Genomic DNA, 24,012 nt, shown 5'->3' with positions numbered 1-24,012 from the left:
GCGGGCAAATCCCTAAATCCTCCCCATGTCCGCCGAGCGTCCAGACATCCCGAACGCGCCCGAACGCTTCAACGAGGAGAAAGCGACATACACCGTGCGCGGCGCCGGCCAGCCCGATCTGGAGGCGGGCGTGGCGGCGATCCGGTCGGTGGTGAAGACTCTGCCGGTGCGGCCCGGGGTCTACCGGATGCTCGATTCGCGCGGCGACGTGCTCTATGTCGGCAAGGCGCGGGCGCTGAAGAACCGGGTCACTCAATATACCCAGGTCGCGCGGCAGCCGAAGCGCTTGCTGCGGATGATCTCGCAAACGCGCTCGATGCAGATCGTCACGACCCACAGCGAGGCGGAGGCGCTGCTGCTCGAGGCGCAGCTGATCAAGCGCTACCGGCCGCCCTACAACGTGCTTTTGCGCGACGACAAAAGCTTTCCGTTCATCCTGCTGCGCGAGGACCACGATTTTCCCCGCGTCCAGCTCCACCGCGGCGCGCGGCGGATCAAGGGGCAATATTACGGGCCTTTCGCGAGCGCCGGATCGGTGCGCAACACGCTCAATTCTCTGCAGAAATTGTTCCTCCTCCGGAGCTGCTCCGACAGTTTCTTCCAGAACCGCACGCGGCCCTGCCTGCTCTATCAAATCCGCCGCTGCTCGGCGCCCTGCGTCGGGCGGATCGACGAGGGCGGCTATGACGAGCTGGTCCGCGACGCCAAGGATTTCCTCGGCGGCAAATCGACCAAGATCCAGCAGAAGCTACAGACTCTGATGTCGGAGGCCTCGGAGGCGATGAACTTCGAGCTGGCGGCGGTTTATCGCGACCGCCTTCGCGCGCTGACCTACGTCCAGGGCAGCCAGGCGATCAACGCCGAGCGGCTTGGCGACGCCGACATGTTCGCGCTCGCCTGCAAGGGCGGGACGATGTGCATCCAGGCCTTCTTCATCCGCGGCGGCCAGAATTGGGGCCATCGCAGCTTCTTCCCGGCGCATACCAACGACGTGCCCGAGGCGGAGGTGCTGCAGAGCTTCCTCGTCCAGTTCTACGAGGAGGTGCCGCCGCCCAAATTGATCCTGACCGACCGTCCGGTCCCCGAAGCGGAGTTGCTCTGCGAGGCTTTTTCAGAGCGCGCCGAGCGCAAGGTCCAGCTCAAGACTCCGCAACGGGGCGAGCAGGCGCGGATGATCCGCCAGGCTGCGCGCAACGCCGAGGAGGAGCTCGACCGCCGCCTCGCCGAAAGCTCGACCCAGGCGAAGAATCTGCGCGAGCTGGCCGACGCGTTCGAGCTGGCCGAGCCACCGCAGCGGATCGAGGTCTACGACAACAGCCATGTGATGGGCACCAACGCGGTCGGCGCGATGATCGTCGCCGGGCCGGAGGGCTTTCGCAAGAACCAGTATCGCAAATTCAACATCAAGCGGCCCGAGACGGCGCCGGGCGACGATTTCGCGATGATGCGCGAGGTGCTGTCGCGCCGCTTCGCCCGGCTCGAGAAGGAGGATCCTGACCGGTCGAAGGGCGATTGGCCGGACCTGCTGCTGATCGACGGCGGCAAGGGCCAGCTCTCGGCGGTCTGCGAGGTGATGGAGGATGCCGGAGTCCACGACGTTCCGGTGGTCGCGGTGTCGAAGGGGCCGGACCGCAACGCGGGGCGCGAGATTTTTCATTTGCCGGGCGGGCGCGAGATCACGTTTCCGATGAACGCGCCTTTGCTCTTCTACCTCCAGCGCCTGCGCGACGAGGCGCACCGCTTCGCGATCGGCGCGCACCGGCAGAAGCGCGCCAAGAGCTTCACCGCAAGCCCGCTCGACGAGGTCCCGGGAATCGGCCCGGGGCGCAAGCGGGCGCTGCTGATGCACTTCGGCACGGCGCGGGCGGTGAGAAATGCGGCGCTCCAGGATCTGGAGCAGGCGCCGGGGATTTCGGCCACGGTGGCGCGCAAGGTCTACGATTATTTCCACCCGGGGGGGTGATATCCTGTTCCCCGGCGAAGGCCGGGGCCCAGGGGCACTGGAACAGGGCCTGGACCCCGGCCTTTGCCGGGGAACGTTCAGCGCCCGACAGCCTGCTTCGCCTTTCTGATCGCGCGGTAGGCGTAGGCCTTGCCTGCGTTGCTGCGGGGGAAGGGCGCCGGCGAGCTCGGCTGAAGCCCCACGCGGCGCAAGATGTGGTTGAGCCCGCGGGCGTCGGCTTCCTGGTAGATCCAGTGGGACTTCCAGGTGATCGAGAAGCTGATCGAGGGCTCCGGCCCATTCTTCACCCAATGCGGCCACATCAAGGGCACGTGGACCGCGTCGCCGGGGGTCAGCTCGAACTTCTCGCCGCGCGCCTCGTACTCGTCCTCCCAGGGCACGTTGCGGTGGCCGCCGACATGATAGGCCTCGTGCTTCTCGTCCGGCACGACGTCGCTTTCGCCCGGCACGATCATCATCGTCTTCCGCCCACGGATCTGGAGCAGCACATTGTGCTCGGGATCGAGATGGAACGGAGTCACCGCGCCCGGAGAGGAGACGAAGATGAAGCCGACCTTGGTCACCATCTCGCCCGACACGGGCTCGATCACGTCCGCCAGCTCGCCGAGGCATTCGTCCAGCAACGCCTTGTAGGCCGGGTCCTGGTCGACATGCTTGAGCACCATCCAGCTGCCGCATTCCTCGATGCGCCGGATCGTGTCCTCGACCGAAAGACCGGTGTGGCCGACCGCTTCGGGATCGACGCCATAGGGCAGATCGCCCGCATTATATTCGACGCTGAAGCGCGGCAGGCGCTTTCCCAGCTCGACCAGCGCCTCGAGGGTGAGCAGCGGATGATCGAGCAGCTTGTGGGACAATTTGCCCGGCTGTTCGGGATAAAGCTCGCGCAGGCGCGAAAGATCGCTTTCGGAGAAGATCGACATGCCGCGTCCCTAGCGCAAAACCGTCGCCAATCGGTTACCGAGGGGGCATGCATCTGGCGACCCGAGCCATCATCTGCGCCGTCCGCGGCCATGGCGAGCATGGCGCGATCGTTCGTGCGCTGACTCCGGACGACGGGTTGCAGGCCGGCTATGTCCGCGGCGGACGCTCGCGGCGCCTCAGGCCGGTTTTGATGGCGGGCAATGTCGTCGAGGCCGACTATCGCGCGCGCACCGAGGAGCAGCTTGCCCATCTCTCAGTGGAACTCGTCCGCAGCCGCGCGTTCGTCCTTTCCGAGCCGCTCGCCGCGGCGGGGATCGAGTGGGCGACGGCGTTGACCGCGGCCGCCTTGCCCGAGGCGCAGCCTTATCCGGCCCTGTTCGAAGGACTCGACGGTTTGCTGGCAGCGATCGAGGCTGCGCCCAGCGCGCGCGGCTGGGCGGGGGCCGTCGTGCGCTACGAGCTTCTGCTGCTCGCCGAGCTCGGCTTCGGGCTTGACGAGGAGGAGATCGAGGCGCTGCCCAATGCCGTTCGCGACGCGATGAAGATCACCGGCGAGCGTCTCGCGCGCGACCTGCTCGCCGACCGGCGCGGCGTGGTGCTGGCCGCACGCGAGCGGCTGGTCGAGCGGCTCGGGCGCATGGCCGGTTGACCGCGCCCTCGCTCCGTCTCATCAAGCGCGGGTGAAAGAGCTTTTTCCCCACAGCGCGACGACCGGCGACATCACTGTCCGCGTCTCGGTCAGCTTTCTCCCGGAGCAATCGGAGCCCGGCAAGGGACGCTGGTTCTGGGCCTATCACGTGCGCGTCGAGAATGGCGGAGGCCGGACGGTGAAGCTGGTCAGCCGCGAATGGATCATCTCCGACGGCCGCGGCGCCCGCCACGAAGTGCGCGGCGAAGGGGTCGTCGGCGAGCAGCCGGTGCTCGAGCCCGGCGCCTCCTTCGATTATGTCTCGGGCTGCCCGCTGACCACTCCGACCGGGGCGATGGAGGGGCGCTATTTCATGATCGCGGCGGACGGATCGAGCTTCCCGGTCGAGATCCCCCGCTTCCCGCTCATCGCGCCTGCGGTCGCGAATTAGGCGAAGACCGTGCCGACGGCGCGGTCGCGGATGTTGCGATTGGCCTCGCGGACCATCGAGGGGATGATGAAGACGTCGGCGAGCATCCACAGGCCGCCGCAGAAGAGGACCGGCAACCCGGCCAGCGAGCCGGCGATCAGCATCGCATAGCCGATCGGCGTCAGCGCGAGCTGGATCACGGCCGAGGTGGAATAGCCGAGATAGAAGCGGTGCGCGGAGAAACCGCAAAGGAAGAACCACAGCAAATAGGCAGTGCCTGTGGATTTCTCGCGCACGAACAGGGGGGCTCGCGCGGCGCCGATGGGATCGCCTTGCGCCTGCGGCTGGTTCCGGCGGGCGCGCTCCTCGGCGAGGAACGCGGCACGCCGTGCGGCGAGCGCCTGATCCGCGCCCGCTTCCGCCTGCTTGCGGCCAAAGGTCGCGCCGCTCATTGGCGCCCCGAATTCCGGTGCATGCGCTCGACCAGGAAGCCGTCGGCGACCATCCACAGGCAACTGAGCGCCAGGCCCGCGAACGCCCAGTAATATTCGAGCAGGGCCGCGCCCCAGCAGCCGAAAAAGAGCGTCGCCTGGATGCCGCCGGTGATCGGACGCCGCAGGTAGAAGCGATGGCCGCCGGCGAGGCCGGTCAGGAACCACGAAGCGTAGGCGATTTTCAGCGACCGGTCGGTGGGAGCCAATTCCGCCTTGAAAGCGCGGAGGGCCTCTTCACTTGCCTCCTGAGGCGCTTCCTCGGCCTTCGGCCCTGCGCGCGCGCGCTCCTCGGCGACGAAGGCGGCGCGGCGCGCCTCGATTTCCTCGTCGGTGCGCTTCGCTCTATGAATCGGCTCGAAGCTTCGCGGCTGGCCGGCGACGAGGGCGATGCGCGAGGGCGCCGGCGCGGCGCCCGCCAGGGATTTGCGACCAAAGCTGCGAGCCGTCATGCTCCACTCCCGAAGGCGACGGGCAAATCTAGAAGCGGGCGGCAAACATCCGGTTAATGAACGCGGATCAACGCAGCTGCTGGGCGACCCGGGCCATCAGGCCGATGAAGCGGCTTTCCTCCAGCCTCGCCGCGGGATCGTTCCAAGTGCCGCTAAGCGCATGCCACACGCCCGAGCGATTGCGCACCAGCCAGGTCAGGTTGAGCACGCCGGCCTCCGATCCGCCCTTGTAGCCCGCATAGGCGAAGCCGCCCGAATTGGGTCCGAGCGCGCCGTTGATCGCCAGGATCGCGCGCGCCGTATCGTCGCCGTTGCGCCGAAGCCAGTCCATCGCCTTGACCAGGTCCGCCGTCGACGCGAACCATTCGAGGCTGTCGATGTGAAGAGGGCCGCCCTCGAGCCGGGAGATGTCGACTCGCGTTGGGTCCGGATTCGCATAGTCCCGCGCCAGCAGCTGCCGCCGTCCCGCCGCATCCGCCTGCAGCCAGGCGTTCAGCGCCGGGGCCGGCGCGGTCTTGAGCGTCGATACCTCCAGAGTCGAAAGAAACGGGATGTTGCGGGCGGGATCGGCGACCCCGATCGTGGTCATCATCCGCTCGACATTCTCCCGGCCCAACGTGTGCAGAAGCACGTCCGCGGCGGTGTTGTCGCTGACCGAGATCATCAGCGCCCCGAGCGTGTGCAGCGTCACCGGAGACCCGAGCGGCCAGGTCTGAAGGCTGCCCGTGGGGATCGAGTGCCGATCGAGCGCGACCACGTCGCTCCAGTGCCGCCGTCCCGCCTGCACCTGGCGGGTCAGCTCGGCGAGGATGAAAAGCTTGAATGCGGAGCCGATGGCCATCGGCCGGTCCGGCTCGAGCGAGGCGAGCATCTGGGGCGCGCCGGGCCCGAGCCGAGCGACCGCCAGCGACGTCGTTCCGGGCAGCGCACGCATCTCGCCGACGACCCCGCTCAGGCTGTCGCCCTGCGTCTCGGCTCCGGTCACGAGCAAGCCGGCCACGCGTCCCGGCGGGTCGGGCTCGAGGACAATCCGCATGTGCACCGTGCCGCGCTCGAACGCGACGTGAATCACGCCCGCCTGCGCCGAGGCCGCGTCGACTCCCGCGAGTCCGCGCACCGCCCCATATTGCGCGGCGAGCTGCCGGGAGACGGCGCGGACCTGGTCCGGCGGGACCTGCGCGAGAAAGACGGGAGTGAACAAGGCGGTGGGATCGCCGCCGCCGCGCAACAATTCGACGACCTGCTCGGCGCGGGCGCGCAGGCCGGCCTCCGCTTCTTGCGCCCGGACCGGACCGGCAAGGCCAAACAGGAGCAACAGGATCAGGAAAAGAACACGCATGGTCTGAACCTCCGGGCGCGAATCTAGGCGAAACCTCTCCACCGCTCCACCGTTACACGCTCGAACCATTGAAAAAGGGAGAGCGCCGTGCCGGTGTCCAACATGAGCCTGGTGGAGCGGATCGCGCGGGTCATCGCCGGGCGCGTGCTCAGCATCAACGCCGAGGGCGAGGATGCTTCCGCTTCGGACGAGGTCGATTCGACCTGGCGCGATTATCGCGAGGACGCGCTCTCGATCCTGCGCACGCTGCGCGAGCCGGACCCGGCCATGGCCGAGGCCGGCGACGTCGACAATTGGCACAGAATGGTCGAGGCGGCGCTCGACGCCGCCGAGACCGACGCCTCATAGGCCGAGCTCCGGCCAGACCAGCCACAGCGCGTAGGCGCTCGGCAAAATGAGCGCGAGGCCGGCGGCGACGTCGAAGACCCGGATCGGCCGCATCCGGCCGCCGCGGCCGCGATTGCGGACGTCGAGCATGGTGATCCACAGGACGGACGCGCCGCAGCACGACGTGAAGGCGAGCAAGCCGGCATAGATTCCGAGCAACGGCTCGTGCCAGCTCCCGCCCAAGGCGGAAAGCAGCAACGCCGCGACGCCCGCTGCGATCCCGGCAACGGTCGCCCGCTGGATCGTCCAGAAGGCGAGCGGGCCGTCCCTTTTTTGAGGAGGCGGGCGGCGGCTACGCGTCAATCGCTTCCTCATCGAGCTCGGCGGCCCGGGTCTGGATGAAATGGAAGCGGTGCTCGGGGTTGCGGCCCATCAGGCGCTCGACGAGGTCCTTGACCTCGAAGCGGCCCTCGGGGTCGTGGGGGAGGGTGATTCGGAGCATGGACCGCGTTGCGGGATCCATGGTGGTTTCCTTGAGCTGGTTCGGGTTCATCTCGCCGAGGCCCTTGAAGCGCGAGACCTCGACCTTCTTGCCCTTGAAGGTGCCCGCCTCGAGCTCGGCGCGGTGCGCATCGTCGCGCGCATAAGCGATCGTCCCGCCCGAGACGAGCCGGTAGAGCGGCGGCTGGGCGAGGTAGAGGTGGCCTTGTTGAACTAAGTCCTTCATTTCATTGAAGAAAAAAGTCATCAACAGAGTGGCGATGTGGGCGCCGTCGACGTCGGCGTCGGTCATGATCACGACGCGCTCGTAGCGCAGATCCTCGGGCCTGCACTTGTCGCGCGTGCCGCAGCCCAAAGCCTGGATCAGGTCGGCGATCTCGCTGTTGGCGCGGATCTTGTCGGCGGTGGCGGAAGCGACGTTCAGGATCTTGCCGCGTATCGGAAGGATCGCCTGCGTCTTGCGGTTGCGCGCCTGCTTGGCCGAGCCGCCCGCGCTGTCGCCCTCGACGATGAAGATCTCGGTCCCCGCCGGATCGTCGTTGGCGCAGTCGGTGAGCTTGCCCGGAAGCCGCAGCTTGCGCCCCGAGGTCGCCGTCTTGCGCTTGATCTCGCGCTCGGCGCGGCGCGCCAGCCTTTCGTCCATCCGCTCGAGCACGAAGCCGAGCAAAGCCCGCCCGCGCTCCATATGGTCGGCGAGATAATGGTCGAAATGGTCGCGCACCGCGGCCTCGACCAGCCGCGTCGCGTCGGGCGAGGTCAGCCTATCCTTGGTCTGGCTCTGGAATTGCGGATCGCGGATGAAGAGCGAAAGCATGATCTCGGCGCCGTTGGTGACGTCCTCGGCCTGGATGTCCCTGGCCTTCTTCTGCCCGACCAACTCGGCGAAGGCGCGAAGCCCGCGGGTCAGCGCCTGGCGAAGCCCCTGCTCGTGGGTGCCCCCGTCGGGCGTCGGGATCGTGTTGCAGTAGAAGGAGGCGTTGCCCTCGCCCCAGAGCGGCCAGGCCACCGCCCATTCGACCGAGCCGGCCCCGCCCGCGAAATCCTGCCGCCCGGTGAAGGGCGTCGAGGTCGCCGTCTCCTTGCCCTCGACCTGCTCGCGGAGGTGATCGGCGAGGCCGCCGGGGAACTGGAACACCGCCTCGTCGGGAATGCCCGCCTTGCGGTCCTCCTCGGAGAGCAGGGAAGGGTCGCACTTCCAGCGTATCTCGACCCCGGCGAAGAGGTAAGCCTTGGACCGCGCGAGCCGGTAGAGCCGCGCCGGCTTGAACCGCGCGTCGGCCCCGAAAATCTCCGCGTCGGGGGTAAAGGCGACGGTGGTGCCGCGACGGTTCTGGGTGGCCCCCACTTCGATCAGCTCGCTGGTCGGAACCCCGCGCGAGAAGCTCTGGCGGTAGACCATCTTGCCCCGGGCGACCTCGACCATCGTGTCGGTCGACAGCGCATTGACCACCGAGACCCCGACGCCGTGAAGGCCGCCCGACGTGGCGTAGGCCTTGTCGGTGAACTTCCCGCCCGAATGGAGCGTGGTCATGATCACCTCGAGCGCCGACTTGCCCGGATATTTGGGATGCTCGTCGACCGGCATGCCGCGGCCGTTGTCGGCGATCGTCAGCCGCCCGGCGGCGCCTTCGGCGGCCTCCAGCGCGACCTCGATCCGGTTGGCGTGCCCGGCCACCGCCTCGTCCATGCTGTTGTCGAGCACCTCGGCGGCGAGATGGTGAAGCGCCCGCTCGTCGGTCCCGCCGATATACATGCCCGGGCGGCGGCGGACGGGCTCCAGGCCTTCGAGCACCTCGATCGAGTGGGCGTCGTAATCGGTGCTGGTGCGGGAGGCGGAAGCGAACAGGTCGTCGGACATGGGAGGGGTATGGGGCGGGGGAATCTTGAGGGCAAGTTTGAGGGGCTGTTCTATCCACAGGTGGATTGGGTGCGCGCGGAGACGCGGAGGGAGGGGAGACGTGGCGCGGAGAAGCGAAAGGGGGTCTCACGCGAAGGCGCGAAGGCGCGAAGCAGGCCGGCTTCGGTTCAGCCGTGGATTGCGGCGACGATGGTGAAGACGAGGAAATAGGCGGCCCACACACCGAACATGGCGAGCGAACTGTAGAGGCCGCGCTTGCCCCATTCGCGGAACAGGCTCTCGCCCCTGGCGGCGCTCCGCACCGAGACGATCGTCGACACGATCATTGCCGCCAGAAACGATGCGATAGCCGTGAGCCAGACCACCCATTCCGGGGCGGTCATGGGTTTGCCGGCTTCCGGCGGAAGGCCCCTTGGGCGGGCTCAGGACGGGGAGAAGCGAACAGGTCGTCGGACATCGGAGGGGTATGGAGCGGGGGAATCTTGAGGGCAAGCGGGGCGGGACGTGGCCGTTGAATTCTGTGGAAAGGAGCCCCGAAGAACTGGCCTTTAAGCCTCCAATTTCCTATATTTATCGCATAGGAAGAAAGCAGCAGTCTGACGCCTTGGTCCGTTAGGGGGAAGGAGATGTTGCGTATGAGAAGGCTGTGGGGTGTCGAAGGAGACAAAGCCTCCCAATGATGTGAATCCGCCCGCACCAGCAGGTACGGGCGTGAAAGCCTTTGTTCCGATCACCACGCGCCTTGCGATTGAGATACCCAAGCCGAAGGATTGGCAAGCATTCCAGCGCAACTGCGTATTGCTATTCCGATCTGAACTGAAAGATCCTCATGCCCAGGAATATGGCCGCGCAGGCCAGAAACAAAGGGGCATCGACATTCTTGGCCGGCGCGACGGCCGCGGTGATCATTTTGTAGGTGTTCAATGCCGATTGATCGTCAATCCCCTTAAAGAGGCAAAAATCCTCTCGGACGCCCGTGCTGCTTTAGAGCTTAAGGCGGACTTGAAGGAGCTCATTTTCGCTACTACGGCCAAAGACGATACTGGAGCGGCGGATGCGGCCATCGCAGTGACGCGAGCTCTCAAAGCCGAAGGTCACGATTTGGAGGTCGCAGTCTACGGCTGGGGCCAGCTTCAAACGCTGATTGCGCTCCACGAGCAAGCCCACAATGCCTTTCATCCGTCTGCTGTCGCGAGCGCGGCTCATCAGAACACCGCTTTGTCAGCGGATCAGCCAGAACTGGCAGCCCTCATTGCCAGCCAAGTTGTAGAACAGCTTCGCAATTCGGTCTTCACGGCGCCACAGCGCGAAGTCGCTACCGGTGCTGATGAAGATCCAGCCTTACATGCGCGCATCGACACATTTCGCGATCTGTTCAATGATCAAGACGAGACAATCTTGGCCAAGAAGGGCCTGCTTTCGATCTTAGACACAGAGGATCTCTCAGACAAACCCTGGGCTCGCTATCGGATCGAAACCAACCTTGGAGCAATTGCGATCGATCTTGGCCGAGAGGAAGAGGCCGCGGGTCGATTTGAAACTGCCCATTCCATTCGTCCCGAAGATCCAAATGCCTTGGCGAACCTCGCCCTCGCTCGAACCATTCAAGGACGTTTCGACGAAGCGATAGAGGCCGCGCGATCGGCGCTAGCTGGTGAACCACGCGCAGATCATGCCGTCGGATATTTGCTCCAAGCGGCGGCGCAAAGCGACTTCAAAGGCGATCCAGAAAGTTTGATCCCGGCCGACATGATCGGATCGACCCACGCCGACCTTGGTCTAGCCGAATACCTGCGCAGACGGAGCCCGCCCCACTGGGAGGGGAGCGTCTTGGAGATAGTGCGGCGTCATCCGGATGCATCGGAGTTCACCCGTGTTCGCAGTGTCGCCATTCTCGCTTTGGCGGTTGAATCCGCTGACACGATTGCTGGCGGTCACGGTCCGGTCACCACGCAAGAGCTGAACGCGGCTGCCGACGACACCAAGAAGCTGGCAGAGCATTGCCTCGATGTCGGCTTTCAAGACACGCACGATTTAGTGGCACATCTGAACAATGCGGCAGTCTTGCTTCGCCTTTGCCAGCGTCACGCCGAAAGTGAAGAGTTGTTGGTTAAGGGGATCTCCAGAATTGGGGACGAGCCTCAACTACGTCGACTGCTTGCGATCGCACGTGCCGCTCAAGGGCGGGACGATGAAGCAATCCAGACACTCAGAGATGATGCCGACCCCGAAAATCAGATTTTTCGCGCGGAGCTTCTCGCCTCCACCGGCGATTTGCCGGGAGCACTAGCAAGCGCTCTAGCCATTGAAACGGATGGTGTTTCCGATCGAATAATTCGCCTGCGATGGCGAATAATTGGCGAAGTGGCAGTCCGACTGGGTGACGATGCAGCCCTCACCAGCGCCGTCGGAGGTCTGCGCTCACTTGATCCTGATGACATCGCTGCCAGCTTGCTGGAGATTCGGGCCGATCGAAAGGCCTCCGCCGATGACGAGGCTGCACAAACCAGGCTCCGCGCCCTTGCCGCAACTGTTCCAGCCGATCTCGATATGATGTCTCGATACTTCTTGGCAGCCGAGCTGAAACACCAAGATTTGCCGGAAGAGGCGTCGCATCTACTGGAAGGCCATGTCGACTTGAGCCGACAGAGTCCCTCCACAACGCTTTTTCTTGACAGCCTCGCGGCGGCGCGGCGCGACAAAGCCTTTCGCCAAGCACTGGCTGAATCGGCCCCAGAAGTCCGAAATGATCCGGAAACCTTGTGGACGGTTGCCGCTCATGCTTGGAATCTTGGCGACCTTGCTGCGTCACTAACCGCAGTCGATGAACTCCTGCAACAACAACCGGATGAACCTCGGGCCCGGCTCCTTCGAATTGAAATCCTAATTCGGCAGGATCGATCAAATGAGTTATTTGCAGAACTAGAAAAGCCCCTCGAACGCCTTGCGTGGCAACGTCCAAGTGATCAATTCCGCCTTGCATCTTTGCTAGGGCACTTCGGGTTTGTAGAGCGCGCCGCTGAATTGGCTTACCGGCTCTTTCTTCAGCACCGAGATAGATCTCGCGCATGGATGACGCTTTCCATGTTGGTTCTCGGCGAAGGTCAGGGGGACCAAAACGCAGGCACGCTTTGGGATGCCTCGCAAGTCGCTCCGAACATGGCAGTAGATTTGAAATTCGACGACGGAAGTGATCTGTTTTTCGTCGTGGAACCAGATGCAGGTCTGCGCAGGCTCGACCCAGAGTCGTGGGAGTTGGATCATGCCACAGTTCGCAACGTCATAGGATTGAAAGTTGGCGATACGTTTGTAGCTCCCGATGGCCGCAGTGGGGAAGTCAGCCAAATTCGCCACAAATATGTGGCTCGATTTCATTATGTCATCGATCATCATGAATCGCGCTTTCCGGAGATCTTTGGCTTTAAGCGCGTCGCAGTGGATGTTGATCAGCCCGGCGGGCTCGATGGATTAATCGCCCAGCTCAAATCGCGGCGTGAATGGATTGAACAGGAGCAAGCCCAATATCTGAATGGGCCAATGCCACTTGGCATCCTGGCTCATCGGCTGGGAATGGACACGATCGAGGTTGCAGCTGGACTGGCCGAGCAGGGCTTGAAGCTGAAAGTTGCCATTGGAAACCTCGAGGAACGTGAAGCTGCAAATGAAGCGGTAAATGACAACGCCAAGCGGGGCTGTGTCCTCGATCTCTTGGCATTTTGGACGATATGGCGGCTTGAGGCGTTTGATGCAGTGAGAGCCACTTGTGGTCCAATTCATTTGCCGCCGAGCGTCCTGGATCGCCTTCGTGCGCGCCGCGAACGATTGGAAGCCTTCACGGCCGATAGCCACAAGAGCGCCAGCTACGAAAAAGGCAAGATCGTCCTCCAAGAAACGCCAGCAGAGGTCGTTTGCAAGCTTCGTGAGGAGGTGGATCGTGCTCTCGTGTGGGCTGAGTCGAATGCGACGATATTGCCAATAGTAGCTAGCGATGAACTTCCTGAGGCGTTGCGTGAGCACCTGCGCCTCGGACGCTCCGATATCTGTGACAGCGTGGTCGTGGCACATCAAAATTCTTTGCTTCTGGTGACCGATGATTTGACAACGCGGCAACTGGATCGACTCATGGGAGGAGCCGGTGGCGCATGGCTACATGTGGTGTTCGGAGTCGCCTGCAATCGCGGCAACATCAATTTCGACCAATACGTTCGGTGGTCAGCGAATTTGGTTGGAGCCGGGCACAACTATCTTGGTGTTTCGGGCGCAGCATTAGCTCAAGCTGCGCGGCTGGACGCCCTGTCGGAAGGATCCCCAGGTTATCTGTTCCGGACCCTCAGTCAGCAGATCGGCGGATCAGCAGCAGAGCCTGTCTCGCATATTCAAGCAACCATCGACTGCTTGCAGGAACTCTGGAGTGATGTTGCAGCTGCTAGGTATCGCGAGCCAGTGACCGGCTACTTGCTACGTCAACTAGTGCGCCAGCGTCAGGCTGATTATCCGATAATTTTGCGGACAGTATTAGCGTCCGTGTGGAGGCAACCGCACCTAATTGAGTATATCCGTGATTGGTTGCACGGGCACTTTATGTCCAAGGCCGTGCTTAACCCGAATCAAAAAGCAAAACGTCCGCGCGGCGGCTCGAAAAAATAAATTCGTCGCGCATTTTTCCTGCATTTTGTCGGATTTCCGATCCGACATTCCGCCCCCCTCAGCGGCGGGAAAGTGCCGAAAAGGGCGGGATTTTGTCGGAGATGAACCGGTCAGGATTTTCTGGTTGACAGCTACACACTGATATGGCACATTTTGGTCATCGTCGAGAATTGCGAGTCGCGCCGGTGGGCGAGTCGCGGGGACGATTTTCACATCGTGGTGGGCGGTGACATTTGGGTCTGATCTCAGGCGCCGAACCCCCTCACCCTAACCCTCTCCCGCTAGGGGAGAGGGGATTTGAGGCCGTGGCGTTTCGCCGCGGCCTTTTTCATTTTTCGCAGACGGAGAGCGGGAATGGCGCGCAAGACGGACGGGAAAAGCGTGAGCATCAGGGGCGGCAACAAGCGCAAGGTGCAGGCGCGCAAGGAGCGCAAGGACGGGTTCACGGCGGCGAAGAAGCGGATCGTGCTCGATCACATCGCGACCTGCTGCAACCTCAAGGCGGCGGCGGAGGCGGCGGGGATCACGCCGGAGACGGTGAACTATCACCGGCGGCGCGATCCCGTCTTCGCCGGGCAATTCGATGAGGCGCTGGAGATCGGCTACGGCAATCTCGAGGCGCAGATGATCGCGCTGGCGGCCGGCGGCTGGCCCGACGGGCCGGGGCCGGACTCGCCGGAGCCGGCGCCCGAGCCGCTGCCGCCCGACAGGGAGCTGGGGCTGCATCTGCTGCGGCTGCGGCGCAAGGCCGGCGAGAAGCGCACCGGGCGGGCCGGCTACGCGCCCAGGCGGGTCAGCGAGAAGGCGCTGGACGAATCGCTGCTGGCCAAGCTGGAGGTGCTCAACCGGCGGCTCAGGCTGAAGCGCGAGCAGGTGCGCAAGCTGAAGACTCGGGGCGATGTGGCGGCGGCGGCCGGTATGGATGGAGGCGAGGGTGAGTGATGCCGAACACCGTACCCCCTCACCCCAGCCCTCTCCCCATGGGAGAGAGAGCACCGGGCAGCGAGGCCTGACCCGCGACGAACGGGCGTTGCGGCGGACGGTGTACCGGATCGCGCGGCTGCCGGCGGACAAGAGGGCGTGGATCGTTCGGCGGCTCTCCGTGCCCGAGAAGCGCACCTTCAACGAATTCTGGGCGGGCTGGGCGCATGAGGGGCAATTGCCGCCGCCGGGAGACTGGCCGGCCTGGCTGATGGTCACCGGGCGCGGCTTCGGCAAGACCCGCGCGGGGGCCGAGTGGGTCAGTGCGCTGGCGCGGGCCGACGGGTCCTTGCGGATCGCCCTCGTCGGAGCGACGATCGAGGATGCGCGCAAGGTGATGGTCGACGGTGTGAGCGGGCTGATCGCGGTGGCTCGGACCGGGGAGGCGGTGACGTTCGCGCGGACGGCGGGGGTGGTTCGCTTCGCCTCGGGGGCCGAGGCCACTCTCTATTCGGGCGCCTGCCCGGAGAAGCTGCGCGGGCCCGAGCATCATTTCGCCTGGTGCGACGAGATCGCCAAATGGCGCTACCCCGAGGAGACGTGGGACAATCTGCAGCTGGGCTTGAGGCTCGGGAGCGCGCCCAGGACTTTGGTGACGACCACGCCGCGCGCGGTGCCGCTGCTTCGCAGGCTGGCGGCGGCGGGCGACGTCGCCCGGACCAACGGGCGGACGGCCGACAATCTCAACCTGCCGGCGGCGCGGGTGGCGAAGCTCGAGGCCGATTATGGCGGCACGCGCAAGGGGCGCGAGGAGCTGGAGGGCGAGCTGATCGCGGAGGCGGAAGGGGCGCTGTGGACTCGGGGGATGGTGGAAGGTGGCCGAAGCGAGGCCTGGGCCCCGGCCTCCGCCGGGGAACGGCTTCGCCGGATCGTGATCGGGGTGGATCCGCCGGCTTCGGCCGAGGGGGATGCGTGCGGGATCGTCGCCTGCGGGGTGGATGCGGAGGGCCTCGGCTATGTGCTCGGCGACCATAGCGAGCGCGGGCTCTCGCCCGAGGGGTGGGCGGCCCGGGTGGTCGCCGCGGCCGAGCATTGGGGCGCGGAATGCGTGATCGTCGAGAAGAACCAGGGCGGGGACATGGTGAGGAGCGTGCTTCGCGCGGCCGACCGGGGGCTTCCGGTGCGGCCGGTCTTCGCCCGCTTCGGCAAGGGCGACAGGGCCGAGCCGGTGGCGATGCTGTTCGAGAGCGGCCGGGCGAAGTTCGCCGGGCGCTTCCCCGAGCTCGAGGACGAATTGTGCGCGATGATCCGGGGCGGCGGCTATGCGGGGAAGGGATCGCCGGACCGCGCGGACGCGATGGTCTGGGCGCTGACCGATCTGATGCTCGGGCGCGAGCGGGGCGGGCCGCGGATCGCCTGGCTCTAGGCGCGCGCCTGTCGCCCGGGCGCAACAGTGCCGCCGAATGTGCGCCGCGCGCGGCGAACGGCGGAACGCGGCGGCGCTTCCGCCGGTTTGGGGCCCCCATGGACGAGGGTGAGATCGTCGCCAAGATGCGGGCGCGGGTGGCGCAGTGCCGGCGGCTCGCGGCGGCGACGACCGATCCGCGCGCCGCCTCCATCCTTCGGGCCATGGCCGAGGAGGGCGAGGCGGATATCAGGCGGATCCTGGAGGAAGGCGGCGGCGCGGGCTGAGGGGGACGGCTAGGGAATAATCAGCTTTATTTTGAACCGCTCATCCTGAGTAGGGACTGAGCTTGGCGAAGGCCCGTATCGAAGGACCGTCCTTCGAGACGCCGTTTCGACAAGCTCAACGGCTCCTCAGGATGAGCGGAGAGGGCTGTCGAAGGCGATCAGGCCCCTAGACGACCGAGCCGACCGGATTGCCGTCGCGGAGCACCTCGCAGACCGGGCAATCGTCGCTCTCGTCGGCGCGGCGAAGCGCCTCGCGGTCGGAGGCGGCGAGGACGTCCTTCTTCTTGAGCACGGTCCCGCCGGGCCTGGTCAGCTTGTTGATCCGGTAAAGCTTCACTGGGACCCCCGAATATCGGCCGCGAAGGCCGCCTTCCATGCCCGGCAGATTAGCAGATCGGTCCGCGCCCGCAACCGCGATCAGCCGTTCAGCAGCGCGCGATATTCGGCGCGCATCTCGCGAAGCGTTTCGCGCTCGTCGGGCGGGCAGAGCGGGGCGGCGAGCGCCTCGCCGATCAGAGCGCTCTGGTCGGCGATCAGCGAGCGGCACTGGCCGGGGGCGATCAGCCCGGCATCGGCGGCGATCCGCCAGGCGACGCCCATCGAAACCGTCGTCGCCCCGAACGGCGCGTTGGCCTCGATCTCGCGATGGCCGGGCAGTCCGCTATTCCTGGAGCCGGGCTTCATCCGGCGAAGAATGGCCCGGGTCCAGGGGCGGTCCTGCCCGGCGAGGGCCAGCGCGTCGCTTCGCGCCCGGCGCGTCTCGGAGTCGACGATCCGGCCCGCTTCGAGGACGATCGGAGCGTTTGGGCCGGTGTCGCAGCCATAGCCCGGCGTGGCGACGAAGGCCGCGAGGTCGCGCCCGGCCGAGGCCTCGGCGCGCGAATAATGGAAGGGCACGCTCCGGCAGGCGGCGGGGCGGCGCTCGTAGATCGTGCAGCGGCCCTCGTGGAGGGCGGCGCAGGCGCCGCCGCCGGTGTCGAGCGACAGCGCGGAGACGGCGAGCGAGCGGATATAGTCGACCGGCTTGCCCTCGCGCCTCAGCTTCGCGGGATATTGGCGGGCGGCGAAGGCGGCGAGCAGGCGCCTCGATTCGTAAAATTCGGCGGGCGAAGCGGCGGCGGCGGTGCGGGCCGCGAAGGCGCGCGGAAGATCGTAGAGGCGGAACATCAGGCGGAAGACGAACGTGCCCGCCAGCGCCGCCGCCTCGGACAATTGCACCTCCGGCGAACGGTTGCAGCAGGCGCCGCACGACGTGCAGGCGAATCGCAGCGTGGGGGCAGGTTCGGGGGCGGTGGACATGGGCGCGATGCTGGCAGATCGCGGGGCGGAGGGGAATGTTCGGGTGGGGTAAGGGGTTGAATTGGCTCGATGAAGGGGTTGGCGCCAAAACCCTCTCCCCATGGGAGAGGGAGTCAGCTTAGCGCGCTTCGAGGACCATATTGAAAGGCCCCTCGGTGGCCCGGCGCACGCTGGCGAAGCCGCCGCTGCGGATCACCTCCGACAGGCGCGCCTCGCCGGCCTGGGCGCCGAGGCCCTCGCCGACCTCCTGGTCGAGCGAGGTGGGGACGCAGATCATGGTCGAGGCGTTGTAGTAGAGCCGGCCGACCGGGTTCATGTTGTCGGCGGGCGAATTGCCGGCGATCGGCTCGACGATCATCCAGCTTCCGCCGTCCGCGAGGATTCGGCGCATGTGGCCGGCGCAGCCTTTGGGATCGCCCATGTCGTGGAGGCAATCGTACATGGTGACGAGATCGAAGCCGTCCTCGGCGATGTCCTTGGCCGCGGCGACCTCGAAGCGGACGCGATCGGCGAGGCCGTGGCTTTGCGCATGGGCGCGGGCCTCGCGGATCGAGGGCTCGTGGAAATCGTAGCCGACGAAGCTGGAATTGGGCCAGGCCTCGGCCATCAGAAGGGTCGAGAAGCCCACTCCGCAGCCGACGTCGGCGACCTTCGCGCCGGCCTCGAGCTTGGCTCCAACGCCGTCGAGCGCCGGGATCCAGCTCTGGACGATGTTGTTGACGTAGCCCGGGCGGAAGAAGGCGCCGGTGGCGCAGAACAGGCAGCCGGCATGGTCGCCCCAGCGAACGCCGGTGCCGCGGCGGAAGCACTCCTCGACCCTGGGCTCGGCCTCGATCATCGCCGCGACCAGCTCGAACGCGCCGGCGAGATAGACCGGGCTGTCCTTGACGGTGAAGACCATCGCCTGCTCGGGCGAGAGGCTGAAGCGCTCGGTCGCGGGATCGTAGTCGACATAGCCGTTGGCGGCCTGGGCAAGCGCCCATTCGCGGACGTAACGCTCGTGAAGGCCCCCGGCGCGCTCCGCGAGCTCGGCGGCGGTGGCGGGGCCCTCGTCCAAGGCAGCGAACAGGCCGAGGCGGTGCCCGATGCGCACCGTCGGAACGCTCATCGCGCCGCCGATGTCGCCAAGCATCTTGCCGATGAAGGCGTGCAGCTTTTCTTCGTCGATCGCGGAGGCCATCGCTTTCCCCTTTCAGGCGCGGGACTCGAAGGGGGGATCATATCGCGGGCGGTACGAGATGGCGAGCGGGAGCCTGTTGACGGCGGGCGGTTCCAAATTTGGAACGGTTCGCAATTCAGAGTCATCCCGGCGAAGGCCGGGACCCATGAACACCGACCGTCAGGAGAGGCGACGCCCGCGCGGCCCGCACTTCACTCTCAGAGTTCATGGGTCCCGGCCTACGCCGGGATGACTCCCTTTGGGGCAGAAGGGCAGGGCACTTGTCGGTTGAAGCCTGTCTTGGCGGAAACGTCACGGAACCATTGTCCCGTGACGTCGGACGGGTTCGGCGGACTTAAGGCCCGCCGCCCCGCCGGCCGGGTGAGCCGACTCCGCTAATAGTGCGCGCACTATTAGCGGGACGGCTTCACCTCACTCTCGGTCCACCAAACGGAAGCGGAGGCGGGGGCTTCCTGTCGCGGCGCGGGAGCTGGGCCTGGTAGGCGACTCCGCAATGCTGGACGCAATAAGGGAAGCCGGGGTTGGACGGGTTGCCGCAGAAGTGGAAATCGGGTTCCCCGGGGTGCCCGATCGGCCATTTGCAGACCTTCTCGTTGAGATCGAGCAGGCCGGTCTTGTCGGCGACCTCGGGGCTCGGCTTGGCGGGCACGAGGCGGCGCGGAGGGGCGGGGGGGATCGGCGCCTGCTGGTCGCCCGGACCCTGGCGGACGAAGCCGCCCGGGCCGATCGAGCGGACGAGGGGCTCCTTGGCGGCGGGGCGCGCCGCCGGCTCGGCGGTTGCCGTGGAGGCGTCGGCCGGGGCGGGGGCGGGCTTGGGCTCGGGCCGTGCGGGAGCGGGGCGGGACGCCTCGGCGGCCACAGGCCTGGGCGGCGCCGGAGCCGGGGCGGCCTCGGGCAGCTCTTTGGTCTTCTTGGGCTTGGGCTCGGGCTCGTTCGGTTTGACCGGCGAGGGACGCGCCTGGAGGCCGAGGCGGTGGGCCTTGCCGATCACCGCGTTGCGCGAGACTCCGCCGAGCTCGTCGGCGATGTGGCTCGCCGTCATTCCCTTGGTCCACAGCGCCTTCAGGCGATCGATCCGTTCGTCGGTCCACGACATGGCTTCGTCCTATGCTCTCACGGCTTGCGGCAACAGGCGTCTGCGGATAGCGACGGCCCCTGTGAACGACCAGCCTTCGAATTGGGTTCGTACCGCCCCAGGCGTCCCTGTCATCAGGAACGTCAATTGGGGCGGCCTTGCGACGCTCTATGTGAAGGAGGTGAGGCGTTTCTTCAAGGTCCAGTTGCAGACGATCTGGGCGCCGGCCGTCACCACCTTGCTTTTCCTGGTGATCTTCACCGTCGCTTTGGGCCGATCGGGGCGGACGGTGATGGGCGTGCCCTTCGCCGATTTCATCGCTCCCGGCCTCATCGTCATGGGCATGATCCAGAACGCCTTCGCCAATTCGAGCTTCTCGCTGCTGGTCGGCAAGATCCAGGGAACGATCGTCGACTATCTGATGCCGCCGCTCTCGACCGGCGAGCTGATCTGCGGCCTGGCCGGCGCCTCGGTGACCAGGGCCGTGCTGGTCGGCCTCGCCGTGTGGCTGGCAATGCTGCTGTGGCCCGGCGTTCACGTCATTCCGCGTCATTTGTGGGCGGTGCTGTGGTTCGGCCTGGCGGGCAGTTCGATGCTCGCCTTCCTCGGCCTCATCACCTCGATCTGGGCCGAGAAGTTCGACCATGCGGCGGCGGTGAGCAATTTCGTCGTCGCTCCGCTCGCCCTCCTTTCGGGCACTTTCTATTCGATCGAGCAGCTCTCGCCCGCCTTCCGCGCGGTGAGCCATGCCAACCCGTTCTTCTACGTCATCTCGGGCTTTCGCTACGGCTTCCTCGGGACGAGCGATTCGCCGGTGATGTTCGGGGCGCTGCTGCTGCTGGCGATCAATATCGGGCTGGGCGCGCTGTGCTACGGGCTGCTTAGGACGGGGTGGAAGATCAAATCCTAGGGTCCGGACCCGATTGGAAGTCGCTTCATCGTTGCGATAAACGAGTCATCCCGGCGAAGGCCGGGACCCATGAGCACGACGGGGTGAAGAGACGCGAGGCTTCTCAGCCCTTTTCTGCGCGTCCTGAGTGCATGGGTCCCGGCCTTCGCCGGGATGACTCCTGACATCAGACGCAAAGCATCCCAAGCTGATTGAGTTCGAACCCTGCGTCGGTTCATCTGCGTAACAGGTTTGACAGACTAGGCTCCCCGGCATCGCCATTCGAGGAGGTGTCGGGTGCACATTGTCCTGCTTCTCGCGATGTATCTGCCGCTGACGACCGGCACCGGGCCAGGCGCACCGCGCCACGGCGGCGGGATCGCGGGCACGATCCGGACGGAGGCGCCCGCCCCGCGCAACGCCTCGCGCGGCGTGGAGCTTGGCGGGCAGATCCGGCGGCTCGAGGAACGGATCGACGATCTTCGCGACAGCGGGCAGATCACGCGCCGCCAGGCACGCGACATGCGCCGCGATGCGCGGGCGATCGCCGATAGCTGGTGGGCTTATGGCAGCGACGGCTTGTCCGATTTCGAGGCCGATCAGCTTCAGAGCCGGCTTTTCGCCGCCCGGAGTCTTGCCCGGCCGACTGCCCCGCCTGCTCACTGAGGGAAGGATACGCTGCTTCGTCATTGCGAGGAGCGAAGCGACGAAGCAATCCAGCGGGCCTCAGAGGCCGCACTGGATTGCTTCGCTACGCTCGCAATGACGAGAGGAGCCTGATTCCGTTCATACAAGTTGCGACAATTATGAACGGATTCTGTCGGACGCATTCAGGAGCCTAACAGCGGCTCGTGCGTAGAACGGCCTCTGCAATAGTGCAGCAAGGAGTGAGTAACATGCGTAAGTTGATTGTTTCCGTCGCTTTGGCGACCGCCGCGATCGCAGCCAGCGCGCCGGCTGCCGCCCAGTATCACAATACGGCCTGGAACCAGCGCGGCCCCGCCCGCCCGGCCGTCAACAACCTGCTGCGGCAGCTCAACGAGGTGAACCTGCGGATCGACCGCTCGCTTCGCTACCGGCAGATCTCGCCGCGCGAGGCGACCGCCCTGCGGCGCGACGCCGAGCAGATCCGGATGCGGCTGAACTATCGCGGGCGCAACGGCCTTTCGGGCCGCGAGTTCGCCAGCCTGCAGAACCAGGTCAACCGCCTCGAGCAGCAGCTCCGCTACGAGCGCCGCGACCGGGACGGCCGCCGCGGCTAAGCGGCAGCGACCGAGGCGGGCAACCCCGCGTGAAGGAATGGGAAGGCGGCTCCTTAGGGGGCCGCCTTTCTTATTGGCGCCAGGAAACGAATATCCGTTTAAGCCCTCCCCCTGAGGGGGAGGATGAGCAGGTCGCCATGTCCCCCGGACATGGCTAAGCAGTGCGGGGCACTGCTTACCTTCTCATGGTGGGGGTTTACGGAGTTTGCGGGTAACCTCCCGCGCCCGAACCCCTCACCCCGACCCTCTCCCTATGGGAGAGGGAGGTTACGCTCGATTGACGCTTCTCGCCCCCCTTCCCTATAGGCTGGCCCCTGCGTCCCCGGGACGCGTTCAACACCTGATCCGGAGCTCCGAAATGGCCATCACGCCGCTCATGCCCGTCTATCCGCGCTCGCCGGTGCGGCCGGTTCGCGGCGAGGGGTGCTATCTCTATGGCGAGGGCGGCGAGAAATATCTCGATTTCGCGGCGGGAATCGCGGTCAACCTGCTCGGCCACGGCCATCCGGTGCTGACCAAAGCGATCCAAGACCAGGCGGCGACGCTGATGCACGTCTCCAACCTCTACGGGAGCCCGCAGGGCGAGGCCTTCGCCCAGCGCCTGTGCGACCTGACCTTCGCCGACACCGTGTTCCTGACCAATTCGGGCGTGGAGGCGATCGAGTGCGCGATCAAGACGGCGCGTCGCTACCACCATCATCACGGGCGCCCCGACAAGCACGAGCTGATCACCTTTTCCAACGCCTTCCACGGCCGCACGCTGGGCGCGATCAGCGCCACCAACCAGCCCAAGATGCGCGACGGCTTCGCGCCGCTGATGCCGGGCTTCACCGTCGTCGAGTTCGACGATTTGGAGGCGGCGAAGGCGGCGATGGGGCCGCACACCGCCGGCTTCCTGGTCGAGCCGGTGCAGGGCGAGGGGGGAATCCGCCCGGCCAGCCAGGAGTTCATGAAGGGGCTTCGGGCGCTTTGCGACGAGCACGACCTGATGCTCGTGCTCGACGAAGTGCAGTGCGGCTATGCGCGGACCGGCAGGATGTTCGCCTATGAGCATTACGGGATCGAGCCGGACCTCATGGCCGTGGCCAAGGGCATCGGCGGGGGATTCCCGATGGGCGCCTGCCTCGCCAGCGAGAAGGCGGCGGCGGGGATGGTCGTCGGCACTCACGGCTCCACCTATGGCGGCAACCCGCTCGCCTGCGCGGCGGGCCAGGCGGTGCTCGACGTCGTCGCCAACGAGGACTTCCTCGCCCACGTGGCCCAAATGGGCGAGCGCCTCAGGGGCGCGCTCGAGCAGATGATTCCCAATCACGACCATCTGTTCGAAAGCGTGCGCGGCATGGGCCTGATGCTCGGCGTGAAGATGAAGACCGACAGCCGGGCCTTCGTCAATTACCTACGCGAGCACGGGCTGCTGACGGTGGCCGCCGGGGACAATGTGATGCGGGTGCTGCCGCCGCTGGTGATCGGGGAGGCGCATATCGCCGAGTTCGTCGAGAAGCTCTCGGCGGCGGCGCGGGATTACGAAGTGCCGCAGGCGGCCTAGGCAGGCGTGAATCTTGACATTGGACAATCCTTTGTCCATATCGCGGCGATGAAAGCGATCAGCTATTCCGAGGCGCGCGAGAATCTGAAATCGGTGATCGACCAGTGCGTCGACGACCATATGCCGATCGCGATCACCCGCCAGCGCGGCGAGGGCGCGGTGCTGGTTTCGGAAAGCGACTGGGCGTCGATCGAGGAGACGCTCTATTTGCTGCGCTCGCCCGCCAATGCCCGCGAGTTGCTCGCCAGTATCGCCGATCTCGACGCCGGAAGGGGCATTGAGCGGGATCTGCTCGAGCCGTGAAGCTCGCCTTTTCGGAACGTGCCTGGGACCAATATCTCTATTGGCAGGCGGAAGACGATAAAATCCTGGCCCGCCTCAACGCCCTTCTGAAGGGATGCATGCGCGATCCGTTTCGCGGCACCGGAAAGCCGGAGCCGCTGGGAGGCAATCTGACCGGTTGGTGGTCGCGCCGGATCGACCAGAAGCATCGGCTGGTCTACCGAGTCTCGGGGAAGGGCGACGCGCAAACGCTGGAAGTGGCGCAGTGCCGTTATCATTACTGAGCCTGCTCCGCGGAGACACGAT

Annotated in this window: 22 protein-coding genes and 1 pseudogene; 12 read left to right on the top strand and 11 right to left on the bottom strand. The window is 65.8% G+C overall.

The genetic code is table 11. The features are described 5' to 3' along the window. Positions 1-25 precede the first annotated feature (25 nt). Positions 26-1,963 carry an excinuclease ABC subunit UvrC gene (gene uvrC / locus E6G92_07620; protein TMJ19629.1) on the top strand — a complete coding sequence of 646 codons (1,938 nt, stop codon included), beginning with the start codon at positions 26-28 and terminating at the stop codon, positions 1,961-1,963. 77 nt (positions 1,964-2,040) lie between these two features. Here the strand turns inward: uvrC and E6G92_07615 are convergent, their stop codons facing one another. Continuing rightward, positions 2,041-2,886: a transcriptional regulator gene (locus tag E6G92_07615; GenBank protein ID TMJ19628.1), complete on the bottom strand. Its 846-nt coding sequence runs from the start codon at positions 2,884-2,886 to the stop codon at positions 2,041-2,043. Between the two features lie 47 nt (positions 2,887-2,933). Between E6G92_07615 and E6G92_07610 the strand changes: the two genes are divergently transcribed. Both E6G92_07610 and apaG read left to right on the top strand, forming a co-directional pair. Next, complete coding sequence (locus tag E6G92_07610) at positions 2,934-3,536, top strand: DNA repair protein RecO (protein TMJ19627.1); 603 nt, start codon at positions 2,934-2,936, stop codon at positions 3,534-3,536. Positions 3,537-3,567: 31 nt separating this feature from the next. Then, positions 3,568-3,966, top strand: coding sequence for a Co2+/Mg2+ efflux protein ApaG (gene apaG / locus E6G92_07605; protein TMJ19626.1), 399 nt, complete (start codon positions 3,568-3,570; stop codon positions 3,964-3,966). On the opposite strand, the gene E6G92_07600 is transcribed toward apaG, so the two are convergent. From E6G92_07600 to E6G92_07590, 3 genes are all read right to left on the bottom strand, one after another. Then, on the bottom strand, positions 3,963-4,397 hold the full coding sequence (locus tag E6G92_07600; protein TMJ19625.1) for a TM2 domain-containing protein: 435 nt from the start codon (positions 4,395-4,397) through the stop codon (positions 3,963-3,965). The two genes, apaG and E6G92_07600, sit on opposite strands and share 4 nt — an antisense overlap. After that, positions 4,394-4,888, bottom strand: a complete 495-nt coding sequence (locus E6G92_07595; GenBank protein TMJ19624.1) for a TM2 domain-containing protein — start codon at positions 4,886-4,888, stop codon at positions 4,394-4,396. Before E6G92_07595 ends, E6G92_07600 begins: the two co-directional genes overlap by 4 nt. 67 nt (positions 4,889-4,955) lie before the next feature. Next, positions 4,956-6,296 carry a hypothetical protein gene (locus E6G92_07590; GenBank protein TMJ19623.1) on the bottom strand — a complete coding sequence of 447 codons (1,341 nt, stop codon included), beginning with the start codon at positions 6,294-6,296 and terminating at the stop codon, positions 4,956-4,958. A 33-nt stretch (positions 6,297-6,329) separates the two neighbouring features. Between E6G92_07590 and E6G92_07585 the strand changes: the two genes are divergently transcribed. After that, complete coding sequence (locus E6G92_07585) at positions 6,330-6,575, top strand: hypothetical protein (protein TMJ20753.1); 246 nt, start codon at positions 6,330-6,332, stop codon at positions 6,573-6,575. Here the strand turns inward: E6G92_07585 and E6G92_07580 are convergent. The 3 genes from E6G92_07580 to E6G92_07570 all read right to left on the bottom strand — a co-directional run bounded on the left by E6G92_07580 (position 6,570) and on the right by E6G92_07570 (position 9,296). Beyond that, a complete protein-coding gene (locus E6G92_07580) occupies positions 6,570-6,917 on the bottom strand; it encodes a hypothetical protein (protein TMJ19622.1) in 348 nt (115 codons plus the stop codon). The genes E6G92_07585 and E6G92_07580 overlap by 6 nt on opposite strands. Beyond that, complete coding sequence (parE, locus tag E6G92_07575) at positions 6,907-8,913, bottom strand: DNA topoisomerase IV subunit B (protein ID TMJ19621.1); 2,007 nt, start codon at positions 8,911-8,913, stop codon at positions 6,907-6,909. Before parE ends, E6G92_07580 begins: the two co-directional genes overlap by 11 nt. A 167-nt stretch (positions 8,914-9,080) precedes the next feature. Beyond that, a complete protein-coding gene (locus E6G92_07570) occupies positions 9,081-9,296 on the bottom strand; it encodes a hypothetical protein (GenBank protein ID TMJ19620.1) in 216 nt (71 codons plus the stop codon). Positions 9,297-9,564: 268 nt separating this feature from the next. On the opposite strand from E6G92_07570, the gene E6G92_07565 reads away from it, so the two are divergent. Next, positions 9,565-13,560, top strand: a complete 3,996-nt coding sequence (locus E6G92_07565) for a hypothetical protein (GenBank protein TMJ19619.1) — start codon at positions 9,565-9,567, stop codon at positions 13,558-13,560. A gap of 658 nt (positions 13,561-14,218) precedes the next feature. Here the strand turns inward: E6G92_07565 and E6G92_07560 are convergent. After that, a pseudogene (locus tag E6G92_07560) lies at positions 14,219-14,302 on the bottom strand (acetyl-CoA carboxylase biotin carboxyl carrier protein subunit). 180 nt (positions 14,303-14,482) lie between these two features. On the opposite strand from E6G92_07560, the gene E6G92_07555 reads away from it, so the two are divergent. Beyond that, positions 14,483-15,907 carry an ATP-binding protein gene (locus E6G92_07555; GenBank protein TMJ19618.1) on the top strand — a complete coding sequence of 475 codons (1,425 nt, stop codon included), beginning with the start codon at positions 14,483-14,485 and terminating at the stop codon, positions 15,905-15,907. Positions 15,908-16,590: 683 nt separating this feature from the next. Here E6G92_07555 and E6G92_07550 read toward each other — a convergent pair. The 3 genes from E6G92_07550 to E6G92_07540 form a co-directional block, all read right to left on the bottom strand. After that, entirely contained in the window at positions 16,591-17,574 is a 984-nt protein-coding gene (locus E6G92_07550) for a YkgJ family cysteine cluster protein (protein ID TMJ19617.1), read from the bottom strand. A gap of 16 nt (positions 17,575-17,590) precedes the next feature. Further along, a complete protein-coding gene (locus E6G92_07545) occupies positions 17,591-18,652 on the bottom strand; it encodes a class I SAM-dependent methyltransferase (protein ID TMJ19616.1) in 1,062 nt (353 codons plus the stop codon). A 406-nt stretch (positions 18,653-19,058) separates the two neighbouring features. After that, complete coding sequence (locus E6G92_07540) at positions 19,059-19,748, bottom strand: GcrA cell cycle regulator (GenBank protein TMJ19615.1); 690 nt, start codon at positions 19,746-19,748, stop codon at positions 19,059-19,061. On the opposite strand from E6G92_07540, the gene E6G92_07535 reads away from it, so the two are divergent. The 6 genes from E6G92_07535 (at position 19,747) to E6G92_07510 (ending at position 23,990) form a co-directional block, all read left to right on the top strand. After that, the gene (locus tag E6G92_07535; protein TMJ19614.1) at positions 19,747-20,637 is read left to right on the top strand and encodes a multidrug ABC transporter permease; all 891 of its coding nucleotides are present in this window, start codon (positions 19,747-19,749) and stop codon (positions 20,635-20,637) included. The two genes, E6G92_07540 and E6G92_07535, sit on opposite strands and share 2 nt — an antisense overlap. Positions 20,638-20,913: 276 nt before the next feature. Further along, positions 20,914-21,282 carry a hypothetical protein gene (locus E6G92_07530; protein ID TMJ19613.1) on the top strand — a complete coding sequence of 123 codons (369 nt, stop codon included), beginning with the start codon at positions 20,914-20,916 and terminating at the stop codon, positions 21,280-21,282. A 230-nt stretch (positions 21,283-21,512) separates the two neighbouring features. After that, the gene (locus tag E6G92_07525; protein TMJ19612.1) at positions 21,513-21,878 is read left to right on the top strand and encodes a hypothetical protein; all 366 of its coding nucleotides are present in this window, start codon (positions 21,513-21,515) and stop codon (positions 21,876-21,878) included. 358 nt (positions 21,879-22,236) lie between these two features. Next, the gene (locus E6G92_07520) at positions 22,237-23,424 is read left to right on the top strand and encodes an aspartate aminotransferase family protein (GenBank protein ID TMJ19611.1); all 1,188 of its coding nucleotides are present in this window, start codon (positions 22,237-22,239) and stop codon (positions 23,422-23,424) included. Positions 23,425-23,472: 48 nt separating this feature from the next. Beyond that, complete coding sequence (locus E6G92_07515) at positions 23,473-23,727, top strand: type II toxin-antitoxin system prevent-host-death family antitoxin (protein TMJ19610.1); 255 nt, start codon at positions 23,473-23,475, stop codon at positions 23,725-23,727. Beyond that, complete coding sequence (locus tag E6G92_07510; protein ID TMJ19609.1) at positions 23,724-23,990, top strand: Txe/YoeB family addiction module toxin; 267 nt, start codon at positions 23,724-23,726, stop codon at positions 23,988-23,990. The genes E6G92_07515 and E6G92_07510 overlap by 4 nt, the downstream gene beginning before the upstream one ends. Positions 23,991-24,012 lie beyond the last annotated feature (22 nt).

The sequence above is a fragment of the Alphaproteobacteria bacterium genome (genome assembly GCA_005883305.1).
Taxonomy (GTDB): Bacteria; Pseudomonadota; Alphaproteobacteria; order Sphingomonadales; family Sphingomonadaceae; genus Allosphingosinicella.
The sequence above is the reverse complement of the archived record's forward strand: the minus strand, read 5'-3'. Positions and strand labels throughout refer to the sequence as shown.

Bases quoted from the DNA above. Each gene is read 5' to 3' on its own strand.
- E6G92_07600 (TMJ19625.1), bottom strand. From the start codon at position 4,397: ATGAGCGGCGCGACCTTTGGCCGCAAGCAGGCGGAAGCGGGCGCGGAT.
- E6G92_07525 (TMJ19612.1), top strand. From the start codon at position 21,513: ATGCGTAAGTTGATTGTTTCCGTCGCTTTGGCGACCGCCGCGATCGCA.
- E6G92_07595 (TMJ19624.1), bottom strand. From the start codon at position 4,888: ATGACGGCTCGCAGCTTTGGTCGCAAATCCCTGGCGGGCGCCGCGCCG.
- E6G92_07515 (TMJ19610.1), top strand. From the start codon at position 23,473: ATGAAAGCGATCAGCTATTCCGAGGCGCGCGAGAATCTGAAATCGGTG.
- E6G92_07550 (TMJ19617.1), bottom strand. From the start codon at position 17,574: ATGGGGAGAGGGTTTTGGCGCCAACCCCTTCATCGAGCCAATTCAACC.
- E6G92_07585 (TMJ20753.1), top strand. From the start codon at position 6,330: ATGAGCCTGGTGGAGCGGATCGCGCGGGTCATCGCCGGGCGCGTGCTC.
- E6G92_07520 (TMJ19611.1), top strand. From the start codon at position 22,237: ATGGCCATCACGCCGCTCATGCCCGTCTATCCGCGCTCGCCGGTGCGG.
- E6G92_07570 (TMJ19620.1), bottom strand. From the start codon at position 9,296: ATGACCGCCCCGGAATGGGTGGTCTGGCTCACGGCTATCGCATCGTTT.
- E6G92_07540 (TMJ19615.1), bottom strand. From the start codon at position 19,748: ATGTCGTGGACCGACGAACGGATCGATCGCCTGAAGGCGCTGTGGACC.
- E6G92_07555 (TMJ19618.1), top strand. From the start codon at position 14,483: ATGGAGGCGAGGGTGAGTGATGCCGAACACCGTACCCCCTCACCCCAG.
- E6G92_07535 (TMJ19614.1), top strand. From the start codon at position 19,747: ATGGCTTCGTCCTATGCTCTCACGGCTTGCGGCAACAGGCGTCTGCGG.
- E6G92_07590 (TMJ19623.1), bottom strand. From the start codon at position 6,296: ATGGTTCGAGCGTGTAACGGTGGAGCGGTGGAGAGGTTTCGCCTAGAT.
- E6G92_07615 (TMJ19628.1), bottom strand. From the start codon at position 2,886: ATGTCGATCTTCTCCGAAAGCGATCTTTCGCGCCTGCGCGAGCTTTAT.
- uvrC (TMJ19629.1), top strand. From the start codon at position 26: ATGTCCGCCGAGCGTCCAGACATCCCGAACGCGCCCGAACGCTTCAAC.
- E6G92_07610 (TMJ19627.1), top strand. From the start codon at position 2,934: ATGCATCTGGCGACCCGAGCCATCATCTGCGCCGTCCGCGGCCATGGC.
- E6G92_07545 (TMJ19616.1), bottom strand. From the start codon at position 18,652: ATGGCCTCCGCGATCGACGAAGAAAAGCTGCACGCCTTCATCGGCAAG.
- parE (TMJ19621.1), bottom strand. From the start codon at position 8,913: ATGTCCGACGACCTGTTCGCTTCCGCCTCCCGCACCAGCACCGATTAC.